At 63.0% G+C, this 20,485-nt stretch carries 20 protein-coding genes; 15 read left to right on the forward strand and 5 right to left on the reverse strand.

Features of this window, described 5'->3' with window-relative positions; translation table 11 throughout:
* Positions 1–84: 84 nt before the first annotated feature.
* From hpnI to M0D65_RS22835, 8 genes are all read left to right on the forward strand, one after another.
* Positions 85–1,317 carry a bacteriohopanetetrol glucosamine biosynthesis glycosyltransferase HpnI gene (hpnI, locus tag M0D65_RS22800; RefSeq protein ID WP_266254684.1) on the forward strand — a complete coding sequence of 411 codons (1,233 nt, stop codon included), beginning with the start codon at positions 85–87 and terminating at the stop codon, positions 1,315–1,317.
* A 74-nt stretch (positions 1,318–1,391) separates the two neighbouring features.
* Positions 1,392–2,813 (forward strand): hopanoid biosynthesis associated radical SAM protein HpnJ, encoded by a 1,422-nt coding sequence (hpnJ, locus tag M0D65_RS22805; RefSeq protein WP_091006271.1) that lies wholly within the window; start codon positions 1,392–1,394, stop codon positions 2,811–2,813.
* Positions 2,813–3,700, forward strand: coding sequence for a hopanoid biosynthesis-associated protein HpnK (gene hpnK / locus M0D65_RS22810; RefSeq protein WP_266254685.1), 888 nt, complete (start codon positions 2,813–2,815; stop codon positions 3,698–3,700). The genes hpnJ and hpnK overlap by 1 nt, the downstream gene beginning before the upstream one ends.
* Entirely contained in the window at positions 3,697–4,710 is a 1,014-nt protein-coding gene (locus tag M0D65_RS22815) for a lysylphosphatidylglycerol synthase domain-containing protein (protein WP_266254686.1), read from the forward strand. The genes hpnK and M0D65_RS22815 overlap by 4 nt, the downstream gene beginning before the upstream one ends.
* A 294-nt stretch (positions 4,711–5,004) precedes the next feature.
* Positions 5,005–6,909: a WG repeat-containing protein gene (locus tag M0D65_RS22820; protein WP_266254687.1), complete on the forward strand. Its 1,905-nt coding sequence runs from the start codon at positions 5,005–5,007 to the stop codon at positions 6,907–6,909.
* A gap of 190 nt (positions 6,910–7,099) precedes the next feature.
* Positions 7,100–7,624 carry a hypothetical protein gene (locus tag M0D65_RS22825; RefSeq protein WP_091019176.1) on the forward strand — a complete coding sequence of 175 codons (525 nt, stop codon included), beginning with the start codon at positions 7,100–7,102 and terminating at the stop codon, positions 7,622–7,624.
* A 15-nt stretch (positions 7,625–7,639) separates the two neighbouring features.
* Positions 7,640–8,680 carry a patatin-like phospholipase family protein gene (locus M0D65_RS22830; RefSeq protein WP_266254688.1) on the forward strand — a complete coding sequence of 347 codons (1,041 nt, stop codon included), beginning with the start codon at positions 7,640–7,642 and terminating at the stop codon, positions 8,678–8,680.
* A 129-nt stretch (positions 8,681–8,809) separates the two neighbouring features.
* On the forward strand, positions 8,810–9,379 hold the full coding sequence (locus tag M0D65_RS22835) for a hypothetical protein (protein ID WP_266254689.1): 570 nt from the start codon (positions 8,810–8,812) through the stop codon (positions 9,377–9,379).
* A gap of 117 nt (positions 9,380–9,496) precedes the next feature.
* On the opposite strand, the gene M0D65_RS22840 is transcribed toward M0D65_RS22835, so the two are convergent.
* The 5 genes from M0D65_RS22840 to M0D65_RS22860 all read right to left on the reverse strand — a co-directional run bounded on the left by M0D65_RS22840 (position 9,497) and on the right by M0D65_RS22860 (position 13,169).
* A complete protein-coding gene (locus M0D65_RS22840; protein WP_091018910.1) occupies positions 9,497–9,985 on the reverse strand; it encodes a DUF3761 domain-containing protein in 489 nt (162 codons plus the stop codon).
* 288 nt (positions 9,986–10,273) lie between these two features.
* On the reverse strand, positions 10,274–10,657 hold the full coding sequence (locus M0D65_RS22845; protein WP_266254690.1) for a hypothetical protein: 384 nt from the start codon (positions 10,655–10,657) through the stop codon (positions 10,274–10,276).
* A 71-nt stretch (positions 10,658–10,728) separates the two neighbouring features.
* Complete coding sequence (locus M0D65_RS22850) at positions 10,729–12,018, reverse strand: type II toxin-antitoxin system HipA family toxin (RefSeq protein WP_266254691.1); 1,290 nt, start codon at positions 12,016–12,018, stop codon at positions 10,729–10,731.
* A complete protein-coding gene (locus M0D65_RS22855) occupies positions 12,008–12,346 on the reverse strand; it encodes a helix-turn-helix transcriptional regulator (protein ID WP_091018904.1) in 339 nt (112 codons plus the stop codon). The genes M0D65_RS22850 and M0D65_RS22855 overlap by 11 nt, the downstream gene beginning before the upstream one ends.
* Before the next feature lie 211 nt (positions 12,347–12,557).
* Entirely contained in the window at positions 12,558–13,169 is a 612-nt protein-coding gene (locus tag M0D65_RS22860; RefSeq protein WP_266254692.1) for a bifunctional 2-polyprenyl-6-hydroxyphenol methylase/3-demethylubiquinol 3-O-methyltransferase UbiG, read from the reverse strand.
* A gap of 351 nt (positions 13,170–13,520) precedes the next feature.
* Between M0D65_RS22860 and M0D65_RS22865 the strand changes: the two genes are divergently transcribed.
* The 7 genes from M0D65_RS22865 to astA all read left to right on the forward strand — a co-directional run bounded on the left by M0D65_RS22865 (position 13,521) and on the right by astA (position 20,478).
* Positions 13,521–14,210, forward strand: a complete 690-nt coding sequence (locus M0D65_RS22865) for an ABC transporter permease (protein WP_091019174.1) — start codon at positions 13,521–13,523, stop codon at positions 14,208–14,210.
* Positions 14,211–14,217: 7 nt separating this feature from the next.
* Positions 14,218–14,931 (forward strand): ABC transporter permease, encoded by a 714-nt coding sequence (locus M0D65_RS22870; protein ID WP_266254693.1) that lies wholly within the window; start codon positions 14,218–14,220, stop codon positions 14,929–14,931.
* 109 nt (positions 14,932–15,040) lie between these two features.
* On the forward strand, positions 15,041–15,832 hold the full coding sequence (locus tag M0D65_RS22875) for an ABC transporter ATP-binding protein (RefSeq protein ID WP_266254694.1): 792 nt from the start codon (positions 15,041–15,043) through the stop codon (positions 15,830–15,832).
* Positions 15,833–15,862: 30 nt separating this feature from the next.
* Positions 15,863–16,924, forward strand: a complete 1,062-nt coding sequence (locus M0D65_RS22880) for a GlxA family transcriptional regulator (RefSeq protein WP_266254695.1) — start codon at positions 15,863–15,865, stop codon at positions 16,922–16,924.
* A 117-nt stretch (positions 16,925–17,041) separates the two neighbouring features.
* On the forward strand, positions 17,042–18,277 hold the full coding sequence (locus M0D65_RS22885; protein ID WP_266254696.1) for an aspartate aminotransferase family protein: 1,236 nt from the start codon (positions 17,042–17,044) through the stop codon (positions 18,275–18,277).
* An 81-nt stretch (positions 18,278–18,358) separates the two neighbouring features.
* On the forward strand, positions 18,359–19,438 hold the full coding sequence (gene aruF / locus M0D65_RS22890; RefSeq protein ID WP_266254697.1) for an arginine/ornithine succinyltransferase subunit alpha: 1,080 nt from the start codon (positions 18,359–18,361) through the stop codon (positions 19,436–19,438).
* Entirely contained in the window at positions 19,435–20,478 is a 1,044-nt protein-coding gene (gene astA, locus M0D65_RS22895) for an arginine N-succinyltransferase (protein WP_266254698.1), read from the forward strand. Before aruF ends, astA begins: the two co-directional genes overlap by 4 nt.
* Positions 20,479–20,485: the final 7 nt, after the last annotated feature.

The following is a 20,485-nucleotide window of genomic DNA, read 5'->3' on the forward strand; positions in this document are numbered from 1 at the left end:
GGAGCAGCGGTCGTGCAGATTGACACACTCTTACTTTTATCCGTCGAAGTGTTTTGCGCAGTTATTTATCCGGAGTAACCGGCGATGACCGCGCATACGTTGTCCCTATTCCAATGGCTGCTGATCGTGTTGTGCTGTGCCGCCACGATCTACGCACTGCTCGCCGCGGTCGCGATGCCGCGTTTCACGAAACGTGGTCTAAGCGGCGAGCGTCACGCGGGCAAGCCGCGGCCCCACGGCATGCTGAGAGAACCGGTGGCATCGGTGAGCGTGCTGAAGCCGCTTTGCGGCATGGAGCCGCATCTGTTCGAGAATCTCGCCACTTTTTGCGAACAGATGCATCCGTGCGTTCAACTGCTGTTTGGTGTTTCGTCGGCGGCCGATCCGGCGATCGCTGTCGTGCGCCGCCTGCAAAAGAAGTATCCGCGGCACGACATCGCCTTGATCGACGATCCACGCGTGTACGGCAGCAATCTCAAGGTCAGCAACCTCATCAACATGGCGCGCAATGCACGACACGACGTGATTGTCGTGGCGGATAGCGACATCGCGGTCGAGCCGGATTACCTCGAGCAGGTCACGGCGCCGCTCGCGGATCCGCGTGTCGGTATCGTCACGTGCCTGTATCGTGCGCGCAGTATCGGTAGTTACTGGTCGCGCGTGGGAGCGCTGTTCATCGACGAATGGTTTGCGCCGTCGGTGCGGATTGCGCATGCGGGCGGTTCGCGCGGCTTCGGTTTCGGCGCCACGCTCGCGTTGCGCCGCTCGACACTCGATGACATCGGCGGCTTCGAAGCGCTGAAAAACTGTCTCGCCGACGACTACCTGCTTGCCGAACACACGCGTCGGCTCGGTCTCGAGACGGTACTGTCGCCCGTGACGGTTGCAACCGATGTAATCGAGCGCGGCTTCATCCCGCTATGGACGCGCGAAATGCGCTGGCTGCGCACGATCCGCTCGGTGAATCCAGCGGGCTTCGCGTTTCTCTTCGTCACATTCACGTCGCCGTGGCTGCTTGCCGGCGCGCTGCTCGCGCTGAGCCTGCACGCGCATCATCCCGACGCTGCGCTGACCATGGCAATCGGCACGCTGAGCGGTCTTATCGCACGCGTGGCGCTCCATGCACGCGAGGCACGGGCCGGCCGCACGTTCTGGCGCGACCTGCCGCTCGTGCCGCTGCGCGATGGCTTGCTCGCGCTGCAATGGCTCGGCGCGGCGTTTGGCTCGCAGGTGGTGTGGCGCGGTGCGCGGATGTCGATTGCGAACCGCGTCGAAGCGCCGACTGCATCGATCATGGAAATGTCGGATGGCGGCTGAGGTATGTTGATGAAGTGCCGCAAATCCGCTGAATAACGGCTGTCAGATTTCAAATACAGGTTGCAGGAGCATTCATGAAAACGCTGTTTTTGCAGGCACCGTCGTATGACGGTTTCGACGGCGGCGCGGGTTCGCGCTATCAGGCGAAGCGCGAGATCCGCTCGTTCTGGTACCCGACGTGGCTCGCGCAGCCCGCGGCGCTCGTCCCCGGTAGCCGCGTGCTCGACGCGCCCGCCGACGAGCTGTCTGTCGACGCGACACTCGACATCGCGCAAGACTACGAGCTGGTCGTGATCCACACGAGCACGCCGTCCTTTCCCACCGACGCGCTCTTTGCCGAAGACCTCAAGAAGCGTCGCCCGGACGTGCTGATTGGCATGGTCGGTGCGAAGGTCGCGGTCGATCCGCATAACTCGCTGACGGCATCGGAAGCAATCGATTTCGTCTGTCGCGAAGAGTTCGATTTCACCTGCCAGGAAGTCGCCGAAGGCAAGCCGTTCGCGCAGATACTGGGTCTGAGCTATCGCGCGGCGGATGGCTCCATCGAACACAACGGCGCGCGTCCGATCCTCGAGAACATGGACGAGCTGCCGTTCGTCGCGCCGGTCTACAAACGCGACCTGAAGATCGATAACTACTTCATCGGCTATCTGAAGCATCCGTATGTTTCGATCTACACGGGCCGCGGTTGCCGCTCGAAGTGCACGTTCTGCCTGTGGCCGCAGACAGTAGGCGGCCATCGTTATCGCACACGCTCGGTGGAGAACGTGCTCGAAGAAGTGAAGTGGATACGCGACAACATGCCTGAAGTGAAGGAGATCATGTTCGACGACGACACGTTCACCGACTTCAAGCCGCGCGTGGAAGAGATTGCGCGTGGATTGGGCAAGCTCGGCGTGACGTGGTCGTGCAACGCGAAGGCCAATGTGCCGTACGCGACGCTGAAGATCATGAAGGAGAACGGCCTGCGCCTGCTGCTCGTGGGCTATGAATCGGGCGACGACCAGATCCTGCTGAACATCAAGAAGGGCCTGCGCACCGACATTGCGCGCCGCTTCAGCGAAGACTGCCGCACGCTCGGTATCAAGATCCACGGCACGTTTATCCTGGGGCTACCGGGCGAGACGCAGGAGACGATCGTCAAGACGATCGAGTACGCGAAGGAAATCAATCCGCACACGATCCAGGTATCGCTGGCGGCGCCTTATCCGGGCACGACGCTGTATAACCAGGCGGTCGAAAACGGCTGGCTCGAAGAGAACAAGGTGATCAACCTGGTGAGCCGCTCGGGTGTGCAGCTAGCGGCGATCGGTTATCCGCATCTGTCGCGCGACGAGATCTATCATCAGCTGGAGCGCTTCTACCGGCAGTTCTATTTCCGGCCGTCGAAGATCTGGGAGATCGTGCGCGAGATGCTGACGAGCTGGGAGATGATGAAGCGACGGCTGCGCGAAGGTGTCGAGTTCTTCCGCTTCCTGCGTGCGCACGAGGCGTGATGACTGACGAGGCACGCCTGCCGCAACGCACGCTGATCGTTACCGCGGACGACTTCGGTCTGCATCCGCGCGTGAACGAAGCGGTCGAACGCGCGCATCTGTACGGCGTATTGACGGCCGCGAGCCTGATGGTCGCGGCGCCCGCGGCCGACGATGCCGTGGAGCGCGCGCGACGTCTGCCCGGATTGCGGGTCGGCCTGCATCTGGTGCTGGCGGACGGTCCGGCGCAGTTGCCGCATTCGGTGATTCCCGACCTCGTCGACAAGCAAGGCCGTTTCGGCGATCACATGGTGCGCGACGGTTTTCGTTTCTTCTTCCTGCCGCAGGTGCGTGCGCAGCTCGCGCGGGAAATTCGCGCGCAGTTCGAGGCATTTGCAAGAACGGGACTGCCACTCGATCACGTGAACACGCACAAGCATTTTCATCTGCATCCGACGGTACTCACGCTGATTCTTGCGATCGGTCGCGAGTATGGGATGCGCGCCGTGCGGCTGCCGCGCGAGGCGCATGCACCGGTCTGGCTGCGACCGTGGATAGCCCTCGTACGGAGCCGGCTCGACCGTGCGGGGGTCGCGCATAACGATTACGTGGTGGGTATCGCGCAGACTGGGCGCATGGACGAGGCTGCGCTGCTCGACGCGCTCGCGAATCTGCCGCGCGGCGTCGGCGAGATCTATTGCCACCCTGCAGCGCCAGGCGACGAACCGCTCACACCGGCGATGCACGCCTATCGCCACGCCGCCGAACTCGATGCACTACTGTCACCGCGCGTAGCCGCCGCAATCGAAGCCGCTGGCGCGACCTGCGGCGGATTTGCCGATGTACTTGCACGCAACACGTGCGATACGTGCGGTAAGCACGACAAGCGCGGCGCGTCGTTGTCATGAAACGACTGCAATGGGCGGCGCTGCCCGTCGGCGTCGCGATTCTGATCGGGCTCGTGTTGCACGAGGGCGCGCGCGACGTGCTGCAGACGCTGCGCAGCGCCGGCTTCGTGCTGCTATGGCTCGTGCCATTGCACGCGCTACCGCTGCTGCTCGATGCGTATGCGTGGCATCTGCTGCTCGCGCGGCGTGCGCGGCTCGTGTTTCTGTGGTGGGTGGCGGCGGTGCGCGAAGCGGTCAGCCGGTTGTTGCCGGTGGCGAGCGTGGGCGGCGAGATCGTTGGTATCCGGCTCGCGCGCTGGCGCATCGACGACGCGAGCGCTGTGAGCGCATCGGTGATCGTCGAGGTGCTGGTCACGATGGCGGTGCAGTATGCGTTTGCGGCGCTGGGACTCGTGCTGATCGTCGCGTCGAGCAGTGCCGTGGATACGTGGCACACGATCGGCGCCGCGCTGTTGCTGTCGTTGCCGGTGCCGCTCGTCGCGGTCGTGTTGATGCGGCGCGGCGGCATCTTTCAGGCGCTCGAGCGCTGGGCGGCACGCCTGCTCGGCGACGCGCATCCGTGGTTGCAGGGCATCGACGGCAAGCGGCTCGACGTCGACATCGACGCACTGATGCGTCGCACGGGGCTGCTGTTGCGCGCGTTCGCGTGGCAGTTTGCCGGGTATGCGCTTGGCGCGCTCGAAACCTGGTGGGCGCTTTCGCTGCTCGGGCATCCGGTGTCGGTGGGCGGCGCGCTCGCCATCGAGGCGCTGACCCAGGCCGTACGACACGCGGCGTTCATCGTGCCGGGGGGCGTCGGCGTGCAGGAGGCGACAATTGTGTTGCTCGCGCAACTATTTGGCGTGAACCATGAAGCGGCGCTGTCGCTTGCACTTGTCAAGCGGATGCGGGAGATCGTGTTCGGTTGTCTTGCGCTTGCGTCGTGGCAGGTGGCGGAGTTGATGCGAACGCGTACCCGGCGTGTCGGGCATCCCGGACGCAACGCGGAATCTCCCGCCGATCCGGTGTAAGCACGCACCAGTACCGTTCATGCTCTGCGTTTCGATTGTGACAAACCGGTCGCCGCGCGAGGCGATCGGAAACAGCGATTCGATATCTTTGCAGCGCGCAACGCGAGGGTTGTTACCTCCGGCGTATCGTTGCGAAACGGAGCGCTGTATATTGCCGTTTTCGCCGGCGCGTATGCCGTGCATTCTGTCTGAGATTCCACGTCGAAGTGACTAAAGAAAGCGGATACTGACGTTCCGCGAACTGCAGGAATGACCGCGGACATCGAGGAAACAGCTTTCGCTGGGGAGCGTGAGATGGGTAACCGTTCGTGGCTATATCTGCGGGATGACGCTCCGGATTCCCGCTACGCGCCGGAGCAGATTGCAGAAGCCAATAACAACTTTCCGACCCTGTGGAAGATTCTGCTCGCACAAGGCAATGCCGGCGACGCGATTCGCGCACAGCGTGTATTCGGCGATGCCGACACGCCTAATCTGACTTCAGGTGCATTGCAGGCGCTCGAGCGCGTGCGCCGTGTGAGCGCCTGCTTCGCCCGCCACCCGCTATACCGGACGCTGCCCGAGCTTGCGCGGCAATTCGACGGGCTCGAGCGGTATCTCGCCGAGTGCATCGAAAAAACCGCAATCGATCCGCAACGTTTGTGCTTTTCGGCCAATCTCGACGAACTGTCGTGGCTCGGCACCGATCCGCCCGCGCGGTTCATCGAACGAATGGGCGCGGAGTGCGACGCCTGCTGGCACCAGGTCGAGACACGTCTCGATACGCCGGCCGATCCGGCGCTCCTTGCCGCGCTCGAAATAAACGCGTTCGACGACTGGATGTCCTGGGCATGGAGCTTCGGCTTCGGCGGTCTGTCCCACTCGTATTTCGACCGGCAGGACCCGCCACGCGCCGAAAGCTTCACCGAATACCTCGACACCGAAGCGATGCATCTCGCCGACAGTTTCTGGCGTGTCAAAGGGGCGGACGGTCGCTGGGGCGTCTGCATCGAAGAAAAAGGCGTACGCAAGGTGCTGGTCGAACCCGTCTGGGACGACATCTGGTGGGACCCGTGCGATCCCGAAGACTGTCTTGTGTGGGTCGGGCGGGGCGCGCAGATCGGTTTGCTCAAAATCGACGGAGAGAAGACTCATGTTTTGCTCGAACCGCAACTCGATACGGCCTATGACTTCGAATGGGTGCGCGACGCGTCCGGCGAACATCCCGTCCGCGTGGTGAAGGTAGAGACCGGCGGGCGTCATGGGCTGCTGCGCGATGACGGTAGCTGGCTGTTCGAGGCGCACGCCGACAGCATCGGCGATTTTGCGAATGGCTATGCGGCGGTATGCGTCGGTGGTCGCTGCGGTTTTATCGACACCTCGGGACACTGGGTGGTGGAACCGCAGTACGAAGCGGCGCAGGCGATCGTCTCGTGCGGACTCGCGATCGTGCGCATGCAAGGCCGCTGGGGAGCGGTCACGCTCGCAGGCACGTGGGTCATCGAGCCCGCGTGGGACGAGATGGCCTGGCACGAGGACACCGTACGTTTCATCGTCACACGCGCTGCACGCAAGGGACTGCTCGATCAGCAAGGTCGCGAAATCATCGAACCGGTCTATCCGGATCTGCGACCAATCCAGTTCGCGGAGGCGGGGCCTCGCGGCGAGGGCGTGATGATGGTGAACGGCAGCCACCGGTTCGTCGCGCAACGAGAAGATAAATCGATTGGTCTCTTCGACAGTGACGGGCGCCCGCTATTGCCGTTCGACTATCAGCGCGTCGACAGCATCTACCCCGCGTATGACATGCCCGATCGCGAGCCGACCAGTGTGGTGGGTGCTGTGAAGGTCGGCAGGCAGCAGGGCCGACGCTGGTTGTATGGCGTCTACGACACCGTGCGCGGCCGGCAGCTATTGCCGTGTCGGTACCGGCAACTGCATCTGATGGCGTGGCACGGCAAAAGGTACTGGCTGCTGGTCGAGCCGCAGGCGTCGAGCGGTCGCGAACTGGTCGGCGTGGCTCATGAAGACGGTGCCTGGTTGCATGCCCCGCGCTACGAGTGGATCGGTATGCAGGTCTCCAATGAAAGCGGTGCGATGGAATTCCTCGCGCATGAAATGAGCCGCATCTGGAGCGAGAACGACGCAATCGAAGCGGTGCGTGACACCGGAGAAGACGCCCGCCTTTTCAACGACGGTCGGGCGGAAGCCGCCGGCTGAGCGCGTGGTTCACGTTGCGGCAAGGATGTATCGAGTTTAGAGCCCGCTGCACCGCGGCTCGCAGTTTTACGAGCACACGGTTATCCTGTGGCACATGCTTTACACAAGATGTGCGCATCCAGGATCAATGACCTTCCGTTATCGCCACCGATTACTCATTCGCCACCTTACCGGCCTGCTTACCGCAGCGATGCTCGGTGCGTCGCTCGCGCTCGCCGGCTGCGACGATCAACAGGGCCAGGAAGCCGTGCAGAAACTCAGGGATTTTTTCAACGCGGTCAAACCGGACGCCTTGCTGCTGAAGGACATGACGCCGGGCATTACGACCGAAGAGCAGGTGCGCAGCCAGATGGGCAAGCCCGAAACCGAGCATACGTTTACGGACGGCTCGAAGCGGCTCGAATATCCGCGCGGTCCGCAAGGCCTCAACACCTACATGATCGACATCGACCCAGATGGGAAGCTGCAAGCGATCACCCAGGTGTTGACTGCCGCGAACTTCGCGAAGATCCGCCCCGGTATGACCGACGACGAAGTGCGGCGCCTGCTCGGCAAGCCCGGTGAAATCGCCGTTTATCCGCTCAAGCCCGAAACGGTGTGGAGCTGGAAGTGGCGCGAGGGCGGCGTCACCGAAGAAGGCATTTTCAACGTGCACTTTGGCCCCGACCACAAGGTGAGCACCACTTCTCGCTCCGATGTGGTTCGCGGGCGCTGAGCGGAGACAGAAGCCATGAACCAGCGTCGTCGTCCCTCGCGTATCGGACTTGTCCTCGGTGGAGGAGCTGCGCGCGGCTGGGCCCACATCGGTGCGATCCGGGCCCTGCACGAAGCGGGTATCCGGCCCGATGTGGTGTGTGGCACCTCGATCGGTGCGCTGGTGGGTGCCGTCTACGCGCACGGCGATCTCGACTGGCTCGAAGAGTGGGTGTCGCGGCTCACGTGGCAAACGGTCGTGCGGCTACTCGATCTGCGTTTATCCGGTGGACTGCTCGGCGGCAAGAAAGTGATTCAGGTGTTTGCGGACCAGTTCGTGGGCTGCGCGATCGGCGAGCTGAAGATGCCGTTTGCCGCAGTCGCAACCGAACTCGATACCGGTCGCGAAACCTGGTTGCAGGACGGCAGCCTCGTCGACGCGGTGCGTGCGTCGATTGCGATTCCCGGTATTTTTACGCCGCAGTGGCATGACGGGGTGTGGCTCGTCGACGGCGGTTTGAGCAATCCGGTGCCGGTGTCGGTTGCGCGCGGCATGCGTGCGGACTGTGTGATCGCTATCGATCTGAACAACGACATTCTGAATGGCCGCGACCTGGGCGGTGTCACTGCCGAAACGCCTGCACCGATCGCCGCGCGTGCGGCGGCCGTCGCGTCGGGTGCGCCCGTAACGGAGGGTTCCACCAACGCAGCCAACACCACCGCCAGCGCCACCGACGATGCCGCGCCACCGCTCGCATTACGCCGCAACGGCAAACCGTGGCCGCGCTGGTTGCAACCGGCGCCCGGCTACGAAGAAAGTCGCGATGTGCGCGTGGCGCCGCCGCCGAGCGCGCGCGTACCGTCGATGCTGAGTTCGATCGCGCAGAGCATCGACATCATGCAGGTGCGGATTACGCGCAGCCGGCTGGCCGGCGAACCTGCCGACATCCTGATCCAGCCGCGCCTGGGCGGTATGGGCATCTTCGATTTCCACCGCGCGCGACCGGCTATCGAAGAAGGGCGGGCCGCCGTCCATAACATGATGCCGGCGATCCTTGCCCGACTCGGTATGGACTGATGGGCGGCTTTTGAAAATTCCTGCCAGTCAATCGTCTATTAAGACGAGTCACGGTATCCGCTAGCAAGCTTCCGATCAAAGCCGTCTTGGGGTAGACGTCTTTTCGGCGACACCTCTTCGGAAAGAAAAATGAAAACGACGGCAAGTAAATGTATCTCAGCGTTTTTTATAACAACACTCTTCGCTGGATGCATGGTTCCCGCGCAAAATCGCGCCCCGGCTCCAGCACCGGCTGCGGCCGCGGCAGGATCGGGGGCTTCGCTTTCCACTGCCGACTGGGCGAAGGTCGTTGAAAGTGACCGCGCGTCAGTCCGGTCGGGTTTCCTGCCGAAAGAAGTGATCCAGTACGACCTTCAAATAGGCAACATGATCCCTGAAGGTCAGGACATTCTGGCCTCTCACGACCAGGCAAGGGCGCGCATCTGGTCGAAGAAAATGAATTCGATTACGGAAGCAAGAAACAAGGTCATCGAAAAGTTCTCGGCAAAACAGATTGCCAGGAACAATGCGACGGCCAATGCATTCGGTAACGGAAAACCGGACCCTTGCCTGTCGCCTATGGGCAAGAACACGTGTACCGCGTCGCCGGCCCGGCAGGGGGACAGCGTTAATTACACGGTAGGCCCCGGCGGCATTGGGGCGACCATCGGTCATCTCACGGTGGGGCCTGGCGGCATCGGGATGGGGGGTGGCTTCTGATATGAAGTAAAACGCCGCGCGGCTATGCCGGCGAATGGACCACGTCAAACGGGGTGAGCGCCTGAGACCACAGCGCTCACCCCGTCCGTCAAACATCGTTAGCCATACCGAAGAAGCTTACGAGCAAGCCTTGCCGTGATCGGCGTGGTAGCCCTTGGTCTTCGCATCGGCTTCGCTCATGTACGAACCGGCCTTCGTCTTGCCGTAGTACTTGTCGCCCTGGCAGTGGTACACCTTCGTGCTCGTGTTGACCCACACCTGGCCCGGGCCGCCGCCGGGCGCAGCAGCCTTCGTGCTGGCAGCGGGCGTAGCCGTTTTCGTGGTCGTGGCCGCAGCCGGAGCCGGGGCGGCAGATGAAGCCGGTGCCGCAGCGGCTGCTGCCGGAGCGCTGGCGCCTGCAGCAGGAGCACCCGCTGCGCCGTACCAGGTCTTCACGCCTTTATGGCCCGAGCACGCGCCTTTCTTCGTGGCACCCGAGAAGGACGAACCGTCCTTACAAAGAGCTGTCGTTCCTGCCGGCGCGGTAGCCGGGGCCGGGGTCTGTGCGTGAGCGGCCATGGCGGTGAACATGCCGGCAGCCACTACAACGGAAAGAAACTTGTTCATGGTGAATCCTTTAAGTAAGAGTCGAGGGAATCGTTTTCGACGGAAGCATTGGAGCAATTGCTGGTCGTGCTTGTTGCGATTGCGGATACCTTCACGGACTTCGGGGATTCATGGGCCCCATGATGGGTAGAGCCGATCCGTGCCACGTGAAGATGTGGCACTGAGAGCTATAACGCGTCACTTATCGAGTGCGTCGACTGGATCGAGCACTATATTTGTCATTTTTTGTAAAGAAAGGTGTGCGTAGTCAGGGCGAACGCCTGACCCCAGCTGAGATATCACACGGCGTTATGCGCCGCCGGTACGCGCGCGACTACGCCAGCGCAACACGATCCAGGCCAGCAAGATACCCACCGCGATGCCCAGGAACTCGCACAGCACGCGTACGCCGATACTGTCCGGATCGTGCACATCGGCGAGCGTTGCGCGCAGCAAAGCCGGCGACTGCAGGTTGGCGTAGTTGAAATAGAACAGGTTCCACAGATCGCCGCTCGAACTGGGCAGCACGGACAGCATATAAGTCACGCCCACCTCGCGGCCGGGGTTCCAGGGTTCCTTGCGGGTCAGCCAGTGCACCAGCAGCAGCATGAAGAATCCGATTACTGCTGCAATCGCTCCCGCCTGCATACCGCCGACGATCCCGTACCCCATCCACGATTGGTCATAAAACATGCCAGCGTCGTCCGGTCATCGATAACGGCGCATTATGCACGAGCGCGCTTTCGCAAGGGATTCACGGGGCATCAATCGCTCTCTGGCAGCATTACAGTCAGTTGCGCCGGCGCATCGACGAAAGCGAACGGGTTCAGAAACTGCCGCCGCCATAGCAAGTTGCGGTCGACCTCGCTGAGCCGCGCCTCCGTGCAGACCGTCACCCAGCTATCGCGGATCGTTTCGATCTGCTGCACGGCGAGCGCGAGCGCCTCCGCGGTGGAGAGCAGGAATTGCGGTGCGACCTTCAGGCACACGGCAATCTGGCTCCAGCGTTCGTTGCCGGTAATCAGCATCGCCTGGGTTGCTTCGTTGCCGGCGCGCGCCTGCGGGCAGATGTCGTAAGCGGGCGTGAGCGTCAGCGCGGCGCCGTCCCAGAACGCGGCGTGATTGCGCGCGTGATCGTCGGTATTGCCGCACAGCACATTGAACAGCATCCGCGCGAACAGTTCGCGCAGCGTCGCCTTCGGTTCGCTGAAGCGATGCCGGACGATCGTGGCAAGGTCTTCATAGCTCGCGTAGCGCGCCATCATTTCATCGAGCCCGAGCAGCGTGAGCGCCGACACCATCGCGCGGCGTTGCCAGCCGTGCGCCGCATGCGTGCGATCGAACCGTTCGATCAACAACACGTCCTTGCCGCCCACCTGCTGCAGCGACACGGGAGCCGCCGCGATGCCCGCTTCGGCGGCCAGACGCATCGCGATGTACTCGGCCTTGACGACGCTATAGATGTCGCTCTGCGACGAAAACTTCGCGATGTACCTCCTGTCGTGCGAGGTGATCATCGCTTTCGGTCGCGCACCGCCAATCGAACTGCCGTGCAACAGCGCACGCTCGAGGTCGGGGCTGAGCGGCACACCCTGTTCGACACTTGCAACCGCATTCGACAGATCGTCGAGCGACGCAGACGCGGCATCGCGCGGCACGTAGGTGCTGGCCGACTGCTGGAAGTCGAGCGCGCCGATCCGGTCGGAGCCCGACTCGAGCAGATACGTGAGTTCGTCCAGTTCCGCCGTGTCGATCTGGCGGCCGCCCGCCCCGAACCTGCGATTGATGATCACGCGCCGGCCCCACGCGTCGGGCGCGGCGTCGCGGATGCAGCCCGGCATCGACAGGCCGGCGGGCAAGGGCAGCGTGCCCGCTTGCAACGGCAGCTCGGGGTCGTAGAGCGCGATTGCGTCTTTGCGCGCGAGATAGCTGCGGCCGTAGTTGAAGACGATCTGCCCACCCACGGCGGCGAGCCGTCCGCACACCACCGGCCCGGTTGCGCCGGGCAGCCAGACCCAGACGAACGCTTCCTGATAACTGCGCTCAGAAGTCATCTTTGGTCTCGATGCGCGGCGTGCGGACTTTCTTCGGCAGCAGGATCAGCGTGTCCGCATAGCGTTGATTGAGGCTAGTCATCTCCGGCTGGTCGGCGTCGAAAAGACGCAAACCGACCACAGCCGCGGCCTCGAACACCGCGCCGATCGAGCAGGACGGATCGCCCTTTTCGATGCGCTGCACGAGACTGCGCGACAGGCCGGCCCGTTCGGCCATCTGCGCGGTCGTGATGGTGCGCTCGATGCGCATCCGGCGGATCTGCTGCCCCAGCAGCAAGGCGGCATCGAGGCTGTAGCGGGAGAGGGGACGGGACGCGAGTTTGGACATGGTTTCGACCGGATTGGCTTATTAATGAGTCTTTAACCGTGTTGTTGGCTCATTAATGAATCATTCTAGGTCGCACCAGTCCCTGAAGTCAATATTGACTCATTAATGAGTCTTTAAGGCGTTTTTTGGGTCATTAATGAGTCAAATCTGGGTGTGAGACGGTCCCGTGCCGGTGTATCCCGCTCGCAGCGCCTGGCACGCGCTTACACGCTCACACCGTATCGCCGCGCTTCGTCGCCACCACGCGACAGATTCGTTTGCCCGAGCTTTCGCTTGTCACGTCCTCGAACAGCAGGATCGCGCAGCCGGCCAGCTCGCCGAGCACCAGTGCGGGATCGAACGCGCTGTAGAGCCGGCCGTCGGGCAGCCGCTGGTCTGCTCCCTCGGTGACCCGCCACGACAGATACAGCACGCCGTCCGGCCGCAGGATGCGCAACAGGCTGTCGATCGCGGAGGCGATCTCGTCGACCGGCAGATGCATGATCACGGTTTCGCAGATCACGTTGTCGTAGGTGTCGACGACGCCGGCCAGCGCAGGCAGCGTCGCTTCGCGAAACGTTACGTCGGGGTAGAGCCGGCGTGCCTCGTCGAGCAGCGCTGACGACGCATCGAAACCGGTCACCGGGTAACCGCCCCCGGCCAGCCACGCGGCGTCGCGGCCGTTGCCGCAGCCGATATCCGCGGTATCGCCGCCGGGCACCAGGTGCGTCTGCAGCATCGAGTAGAGGTCGTTCGGCGGCGGCTGGTCGAGCCAGTCCTGGCTGTAGCGGGCGGCGTCGCGCGCGTAGGCGGCGAGTGTGTCGGGGTCGGTGCGGGAAGTCATGAGCGGGTCGTCGGATAACAGGAGGTGCCCTGGAGCGGCGGGCGGATGGCTGCCAGTCTATCGAAACGCCCATTGCGACGCCGCTTCGTCTATCGAAAAAGCGACTACAAACTTGCGAAAACGCAGCAGGCGCAGCCGGTGCATTGAGCGCTCGCAAAACCATGGCGCCCGCGAAAACAGGGAGTCCGGCACGGCGCGATCGCCCTGGCTGCCTATGTTGCGCCGCAATACTCCGCGTGTCGCCGGTTTGAGCAATTTATTTTTGCCTGCGAGTATCCGCGCCATGCCTCGAAGCGGGCGGCGCCGGTTTCACAGCGACCCGCCAGCCCGATAAACCAGATGGAGACGCGCGTGTTCCTATACGGCTTTGGCCCGGTGCTGCTCGCCGGTGCGATCCAGACAATCGAACTTTCCGTTCTGTCGCTCGCGGCGGCCGTCGTGCTCGGCCTGATCGGCGCGGCGGCGAAGCTTTCGCTGAACCGGCCGCTGCGCGCCATTGCCACCGCCTACACGACGCTGATCCGCTCGGTGCCTGATCTCGTCCTGATGCTGTTGCTGTTCTACAGCATCCAGATCGCGGTCAACAATCTGACCGATGCGCTCGCTCTGCCGCAGTTCGACATCGATCCATTCGTCGCGGGCGTGCTCACACTCGGCTTTATCTACGGCGCGTACTTCACTGAGACCTTTCGCGGCGCTTTTCTCGCGGTGCCGCGCGGCCAGCTCGAAGCGGGCGCGGCCTACGGCATGAGCGGTGCCCGCGTGTTCGCGCGCATCCTGTTTCCGCAGATGATGCGTTTCGCGCTGCCCGGTATCGGCAACAACTGGCAGGTGCTCGTGAAAGCGACCGCGCTCGTGTCGATCATCGGTCTCGCCGACATCGTCAAGGCCGCGCAGGACGCGGGCAAGAGCACCTTCAACATGTTTTTCTTCATCCTCATCGCCGCGCTGATCTATCTGGCCATCACGACCGTATCGAATCTCGTGCTGATCTGGCTAGAGCGGCGTTATTCGATCGGCGTGCGCCACGCGGAGCTTTGATACCAACATGATCGAGATCCTCACCGAATACTGGCGCGCTTTCCTGTACTGGGACGGCCAGCGTCTGTCGGGCGTTGCCGTGACGCTGTGGCTGCTGGTTGCATCGATCGGCATGGGTTTTGTCGTATCGATTCCGCTCGCGGTCGCGCGCGTGTCGAAGAAGCGCTGGCTGTCGCTGCCGGTGCGCTTTTACACCTACGTGTTTCGCGGCACGCCGCTCTACGTGCAGTTGCTGCTGATCTACACGGGGATGTACAGCCTCGAGTTCGTGCGCTCGCACTCGTTGCTCGATGCGTTCTTTCGCAGCGGTTTTCATTGCGCGATTCTCGCCTTCGCATTGAACACCTGCGCGTACACGACCGAGATCTTCGCCGGTGCGATTCGCGCGACCTCGCACGGCGAAGTCGAAGCGGCGCGCGCATACGGCATGAGCGGCTTCACGATGTACCGGCGCGTTGTGCTACCTTCCGCGCTGCGCCGTGCGCTGCCGTTGTACAGTAACGAAGTGATCCTGATGCTGCATGCGACCACCGTCGCGTTCACGGCGACGGTGCCGGACATCCTGAAGGTCGCGCGCGATGTGAATTCGGCAACCTACCGTTCGTTCGAAGCGTTCGGGCTCGCGGCGCTGATCTACTGTGCGATCTCGTTCGCACTGGTTGCGGGGTTCCGGCACGCCGAGCGCCGCTGGCTCGGTTATCTGGCGGTGCGGTCGCATTGAGCGGCGCCGCTGCCGCTGTACATCGCATAACGCTGTCGTACCGCAGGTTTTCACGCTGTTGCAAGACGGGACCGAAGACGGAACCCGTTACACACTCTGGGAGAGCATCTTGCTCCACACGACTCAAACCGACGCCTGCAAGCTCGCCGTGCAGGACATCCACAAGCGCTTCGGCGACAACGAAGTGCTCAAGGGCGTGTCGATGAATGCGAACAAGGGCGACGTCATCAGCATCATCGGTGCGAGCGGGTCGGGCAAGAGTACGTTCCTGCGCTGCATCAACTTTCTCGAGCGGCCGAACGCGGGGCAGATCGTCGTCGACGGTGAGACCGTGCGTACCAAAGCTGACCGCGCCGGAAATCTCGAAGTGGCCGATCACAAGCAGTTGCAACGCATCCGCACGAAGCTCGCGATGGTGTTCCAGCATTTCAACCTGTGGGCGCACATGAACGTGCTCGAAAACGTCATCGAGGCGCCACGTCATGTGCTCGGTCTGTCGCGCAAGGAAGCGGAAGACCGGGCGCGCGAGTATCTGGAGAAGGTGGGGCTCGCGCCGCGCGTCGAGAAGCAGTATCCCGCGCATCTGTCCGGTGGTCAGCAGCAGCGCGTTGCCATTGCACGCGCACTGGCGATGAACCCCGACGTGATGCTGTTCGACGAACCGACCTCCGCGCTCGATCCCGAACTGGTCGGCGAAGTGCTGAAGGTCATGCAAAAGCTCGCCGAAGAAGGTCGCACGATGATCGTCGTCACGCACGAAATGGGTTTTGCGCGCAACGTCTCGAACCACGTGATGTTCCTGCATCAAGGCCGTACCGAAGAAGAGGGTGCGCCTGCCGAAGTACTTGCTGCACCGCGCAGCGAACGTCTGAAGCAATTTCTCTCGGGTAGTCTCAAGTAACGCGCGGCGCCGGTTCCAAGCGGATTGCCGATGGCTCGAACATCAAGTCCCACTCGCACGACGCAGGTCGCGATCGTTGCCTTGCCGCCGGTCTCGATGTCGGGCATCGGGCCGATCGTCGATGCGTTGACGCTCGCCAATGAAATCGATGGGCGTGCGTTGTATCGCTGGCAGGTGTGTTCGTGGGACGGGCGCCCGGTGCCGCTGTCGGGCGGCGCGCAATGGCCCGTCGATACGGCGTTCGGCGATGCGGTGTCGTGCGACTGGCTGATCGTGGTCAGCGAACGCTTTCAGCAGTTCGCCGATTACCGGCTGTTTCTCGCCAGTTTGTCGCGTGTCGGGCAGCGTACGCCGCTCGTTACCGGGATTCATCACGGCGTGTGGTGGCTCGCGATGGCGGGGCAATTGTCCAGCTACCGCGTGAGCGTCAACTGGGAAACCTATCAGCAGTTCGCCGAGCAGTTCGAACGCTCGATCGTCACGCAACAGATCTTCGAAATCGATCGCGATCGCGCCACCTGCGCGGGCGGTCAGGCCACTGTCGACTTCATGCTCGCGATGATCGGCCGCGAGCACGGCCCCGAACTCGCGGAACGGATTGCCGACACGCTCGGCGTCGGCGTGCTGCGCGCGGGTGAAGAGCGCCAGCGCATTCCGTTCGTGACCGCACCTGGCGAGCGCCATCCGCGTCTGAACGATGCGCTGCAACTGATGGAAGCGAATACCGAAGACCCGCTCACCACCGACGAGATCGCCGGTCTGGTCGGCATATCGCGGCGGCAACTGGAGCGGTTGTTTCGCCAGTATCTCGGCTCGATGCCGTCCAAGTACTACTTGGGGCTGCGGCTGTCGAAAGCGCGCACACAGTTGCAGCGCACGAGCAAATCGGTCGTGCAGATCAGTCTGGCGTGCGGGTTTTCGTCGGCGGCGCACTTTTCGAATGCATACCGCGAGCGTTTTAGCGTGACGCCGCGCGAAGATCGCCGCAACTGGCTCGACCGGCAGCACGGCGGCGCCGCCGCGGCGGCGAGCGAGCCGCGGCCGGGCGCGCTGATCGAGCCGCCGGATACACCCGGCCCGTCCGGCGCCTGAAACCGTGCCGCGCGGCGACAGAAGCGCGGCAAGCCCGACAGAACACGTCGCCTGTGCGCAAGACGTTTCGCACGGGGTTTCCTACACTATCTGCTATTACTGCAACGAGGATTCGCCATGAACGACCTGACTGTGACCCGCCAGACCTTCGATGAAGTCATGGTGCCGCTGTTCTCGCCAGCCGCTTTCGTGCCGGACCGCGGCGCCGGCTCGCGCATCTGGGATACCCAGGGCCGCGAATATATCGACTTCGCCGGCGGCATCGCCGTTACGGCACTCGGCCACGCGCATCCGGAACTGCTGAAAGTGCTGCACGAACAGGGCAGCAAGCTCTGGCACATCGGCAACGGCTACACGAACGAACCGGTGCTGCGTCTCGCGAAGCGTCTCGAAGACCTGACCTTCGCCGACCGCGCGTTCTTCGCGAACTCGGGTGCGGAAGCTAACGAAGCCGCGTTGAAGCTTGCGCGTCGCGTCGCGTTCGAGCGCCACGGTGCCGACAAGGTCGAGATCGTGTCGTTTGCGCAATCGTTCCATGGGCGCACGTTCTTTACGGTCAGTGTCGGCGGCCAGCCGAAGTATTCGGAAGGCTTCGGCCCGGTGCCGGCTGGCATCGTCCATCTGCCGTACAACGATCTCGATGCTGCCCGCAAGACGATCGGCGCGAAAACCTGTGCGGTGATCGTGGAGCCGATCCAGGGCGAAGGCGGTGTGATTCCCGCCGATCCAGCATTCCTGCGCGGCCTGCGCGAACTGTGCGACCAGCATGGCGCGCTGCTGATTTTTGACGAGGTACAAACGGGCGTAGGCCGCACGGGTTACTTCTATGCGTACCAGGACACGGATGTCACGCCCGACATCCTGACTACCGCGAAAGCGCTCGGCAACGGTTTCCCGATCGGCGCGATGTTGACTACCACCGAACTGGCCGCGCACTTCAAGGTCGGCGTGCACGGCACGACGTACGGCGGCAATCCGCTCGGCGCTGCGATCGCGGAGAAGGTCGTCGAACTGATCAGCGACCCGGATCTGCTCGAAGGCGTGCGTCAGCGTGGCGACGCGATCAAGACGAAGCTCGCGCAACTGAATAAACGCTTCGGCATCTTCAGCGAAGTGCGCGGCAAGGGCCTGCTGATCGGCGCCGAACTCACGGATGCGTACAAGGGCCGTGCGAAAGATTTCCTCACCGCGTGTGCCGCACACGGCGCGATGCTGCTGATCGCCGGGCCGGATGTGTTGCGCTTTGCGCCGTCGCTGGTGATGCCGCTCGACGATCTGAACGAAGGTTTCGAGCGCATCGGCAAGGCGATCGAGGAAGTCGTCGGCGCAACCGCGGAAACGCCGTCACGCTAACGCTAGCGTTAGCGAAGTTACTGTACTCACCAGGCCCGTCAGGTTCCTTCACCGCGCTTCAACTCATACACTGGAACGACGATGCTCTTCGTACGCCCCGGCCGTCTCGCCGATCTCGATGCGCTCGAACACATGGCGCGCACGGCGCAACCCGTGCTGCACTCGCTGCCGCACGACCGGCGCGCGCTCGAAGCGCGGGTCGCGCTGTCGGAGGACTCGTTTCGCGCGGAAGTCGATTTTCCGGGCGAGGAGTTCTATCTGTTCGTGCTCGAAGACAGCGAGACCGGCACGCTGCGCGGTACCGCGAGCATCGTCGCGGCTGCCGGCTACTCGGAGCCGTTCTATGCGTTTCGTAACGATGCGTTGATCCATGCATCGCGTGAACTGCATGTGAACCGCAAGATCCACGCACTGACGATGTCGCACGAGCTGACCGGCAGAAGCCGGCTCGCCGGTTATTACATCGACCCGGCATTGCGCGGCGATGCGGCGGCACATCTGATGTCGCGTGCGCGGATGATGTACATCGCGGCGAACCGCCGGCGCTTCACACCTGAGGTGTTTTCGCTGCTGCTCGGCGTAACCGATGAAGCTGGTGTATCGCCGTTCTGGGAAGCGGTGGGGCGCAAATTTTTCGGCCGCGATTTCGCCGATATCGAAGTGGAATCGGGTGGTCGCAGCCGCACGTTCATCGCCGAGGTGATGCCGAGCTATCCGCTGTATGTGCCGCTGTTGCCCGAAGCGGCGCAACGCGTGCTTGGCGAACCCGACGAGAAAGCGCTGCTCGCCTACGAGATTCATCTCGAGGAAGGCTTCGAGACCGACCGCTACGTCGATATCTTCGATGCAGGGCCGGTGCTGACTGCGCAGATCGATCGCAGCGCATGTGTCGTGCGCAACGAGACGCGTGCGGTTAGCGATGCCGAACCGCAGGAACACAATGACCGCAACGCCACGTATCTGATCGCCAGCAACCGCGCCGGCGAGTTTCGCTGTGTGCTCGGCGATCTGCCGGCGCAGCGCGGCAGTGCGCCGCTCTCGGCCGCCGCGCGCGCAGCGCTCGGTGTGCGGGACAGCGACACGGTGCGCTGCGTGCCGCTACATCTGCAGGAGGATACGGTGAACCGCGCGAATAACGAATCTTCGGGAGACGCACAATGATCGTCGTTCGCGTCGTGCAGACGGGCGATGTGGACGCGCTAGTCGCGCTCGCTCAGGAAACCGGTCCTGGCCTCACCACCTTCAAGCCGGACCGCGAGGCACTGGCCGCGCGGATCGAGCGTTCGCGCCGGACCATGGAAGGCCGCGCGGAACCGCATGAAGCCGGCTACTTCTTCGTGATGGAAGACACGGCTACCGGCGACGTTGCCGGTGTATGCGGCATCGAAACCGCGGTGGGTCTCGAGCAGCCGTTCTACAACTATCGCGTGAGCACGGTCGTGCACGCGAGCCAGGACCTCGGTATCTGGACGCGGATGCGCGCGCTCAATATTTCGCACGACCTCACCGGCTATGCGGAAGTGTGCTCGCTGTTCCTGAGCCCGCGTTATCGCACGGGCGGTGTAGGCGGGCTGCTGTCGCGTTCGCGTTTCATGTTTATCGCGCAGTTTCGCGAGTACTTCCCGCAGCGTATCTGCGCGGAACTGCGCGGTCATTTCGATGCGGACGGTACGTCGCCGTTCTGGCGCGCGGTCGGCTCGCACTTCTACCAGATCGATTTCAATGCGGCCGATTACCTCAGCTCGCACGGTCGTAAATCGTTTCTCGCGGAGCTGATGCCGCGCTTTCCGGTGTACGTCGACTTGTTGCCGGAAGAAGCGCAGGAGTGCGTCGGCCTGACTCACAGCGACACGATTCCCGCACGCAGGATGCTCGAAGCGGAAGGACTGCGTTACGAGAACCACGTCGATATTTTCGATGCGGGCCCGGTGCTCGAATGCCACGTCGCGGATCTGCGCACGGTGCGCGAGAGTGTTGTCGTGCCGGTGATGATCGGCGTGGCGCACGAGGTGAACGTGACCGATGCAACGCAGGCGGCGCAGCGCTCGCTGGTATCGAACACCTCGCTCAACGATTTCCGCGTCGGCGCCGTAACCGGCGTGCCGCACGACGGCACGTTCCGTCTCACGGCGGAAGAAGCTGCGGCATTGAACGTGAAAGCCGGCGATCCGGTGCGCGTACTGCCGCTGAAACACAGATAAGGACGAT

It is taken from the genome of Paraburkholderia sp. CHISQ3, from assembly GCF_030464945.1.
In the GTDB taxonomy this organism is placed as follows: Bacteria; Pseudomonadota; Gammaproteobacteria; order Burkholderiales; family Burkholderiaceae; genus Paraburkholderia; species Paraburkholderia megapolitana.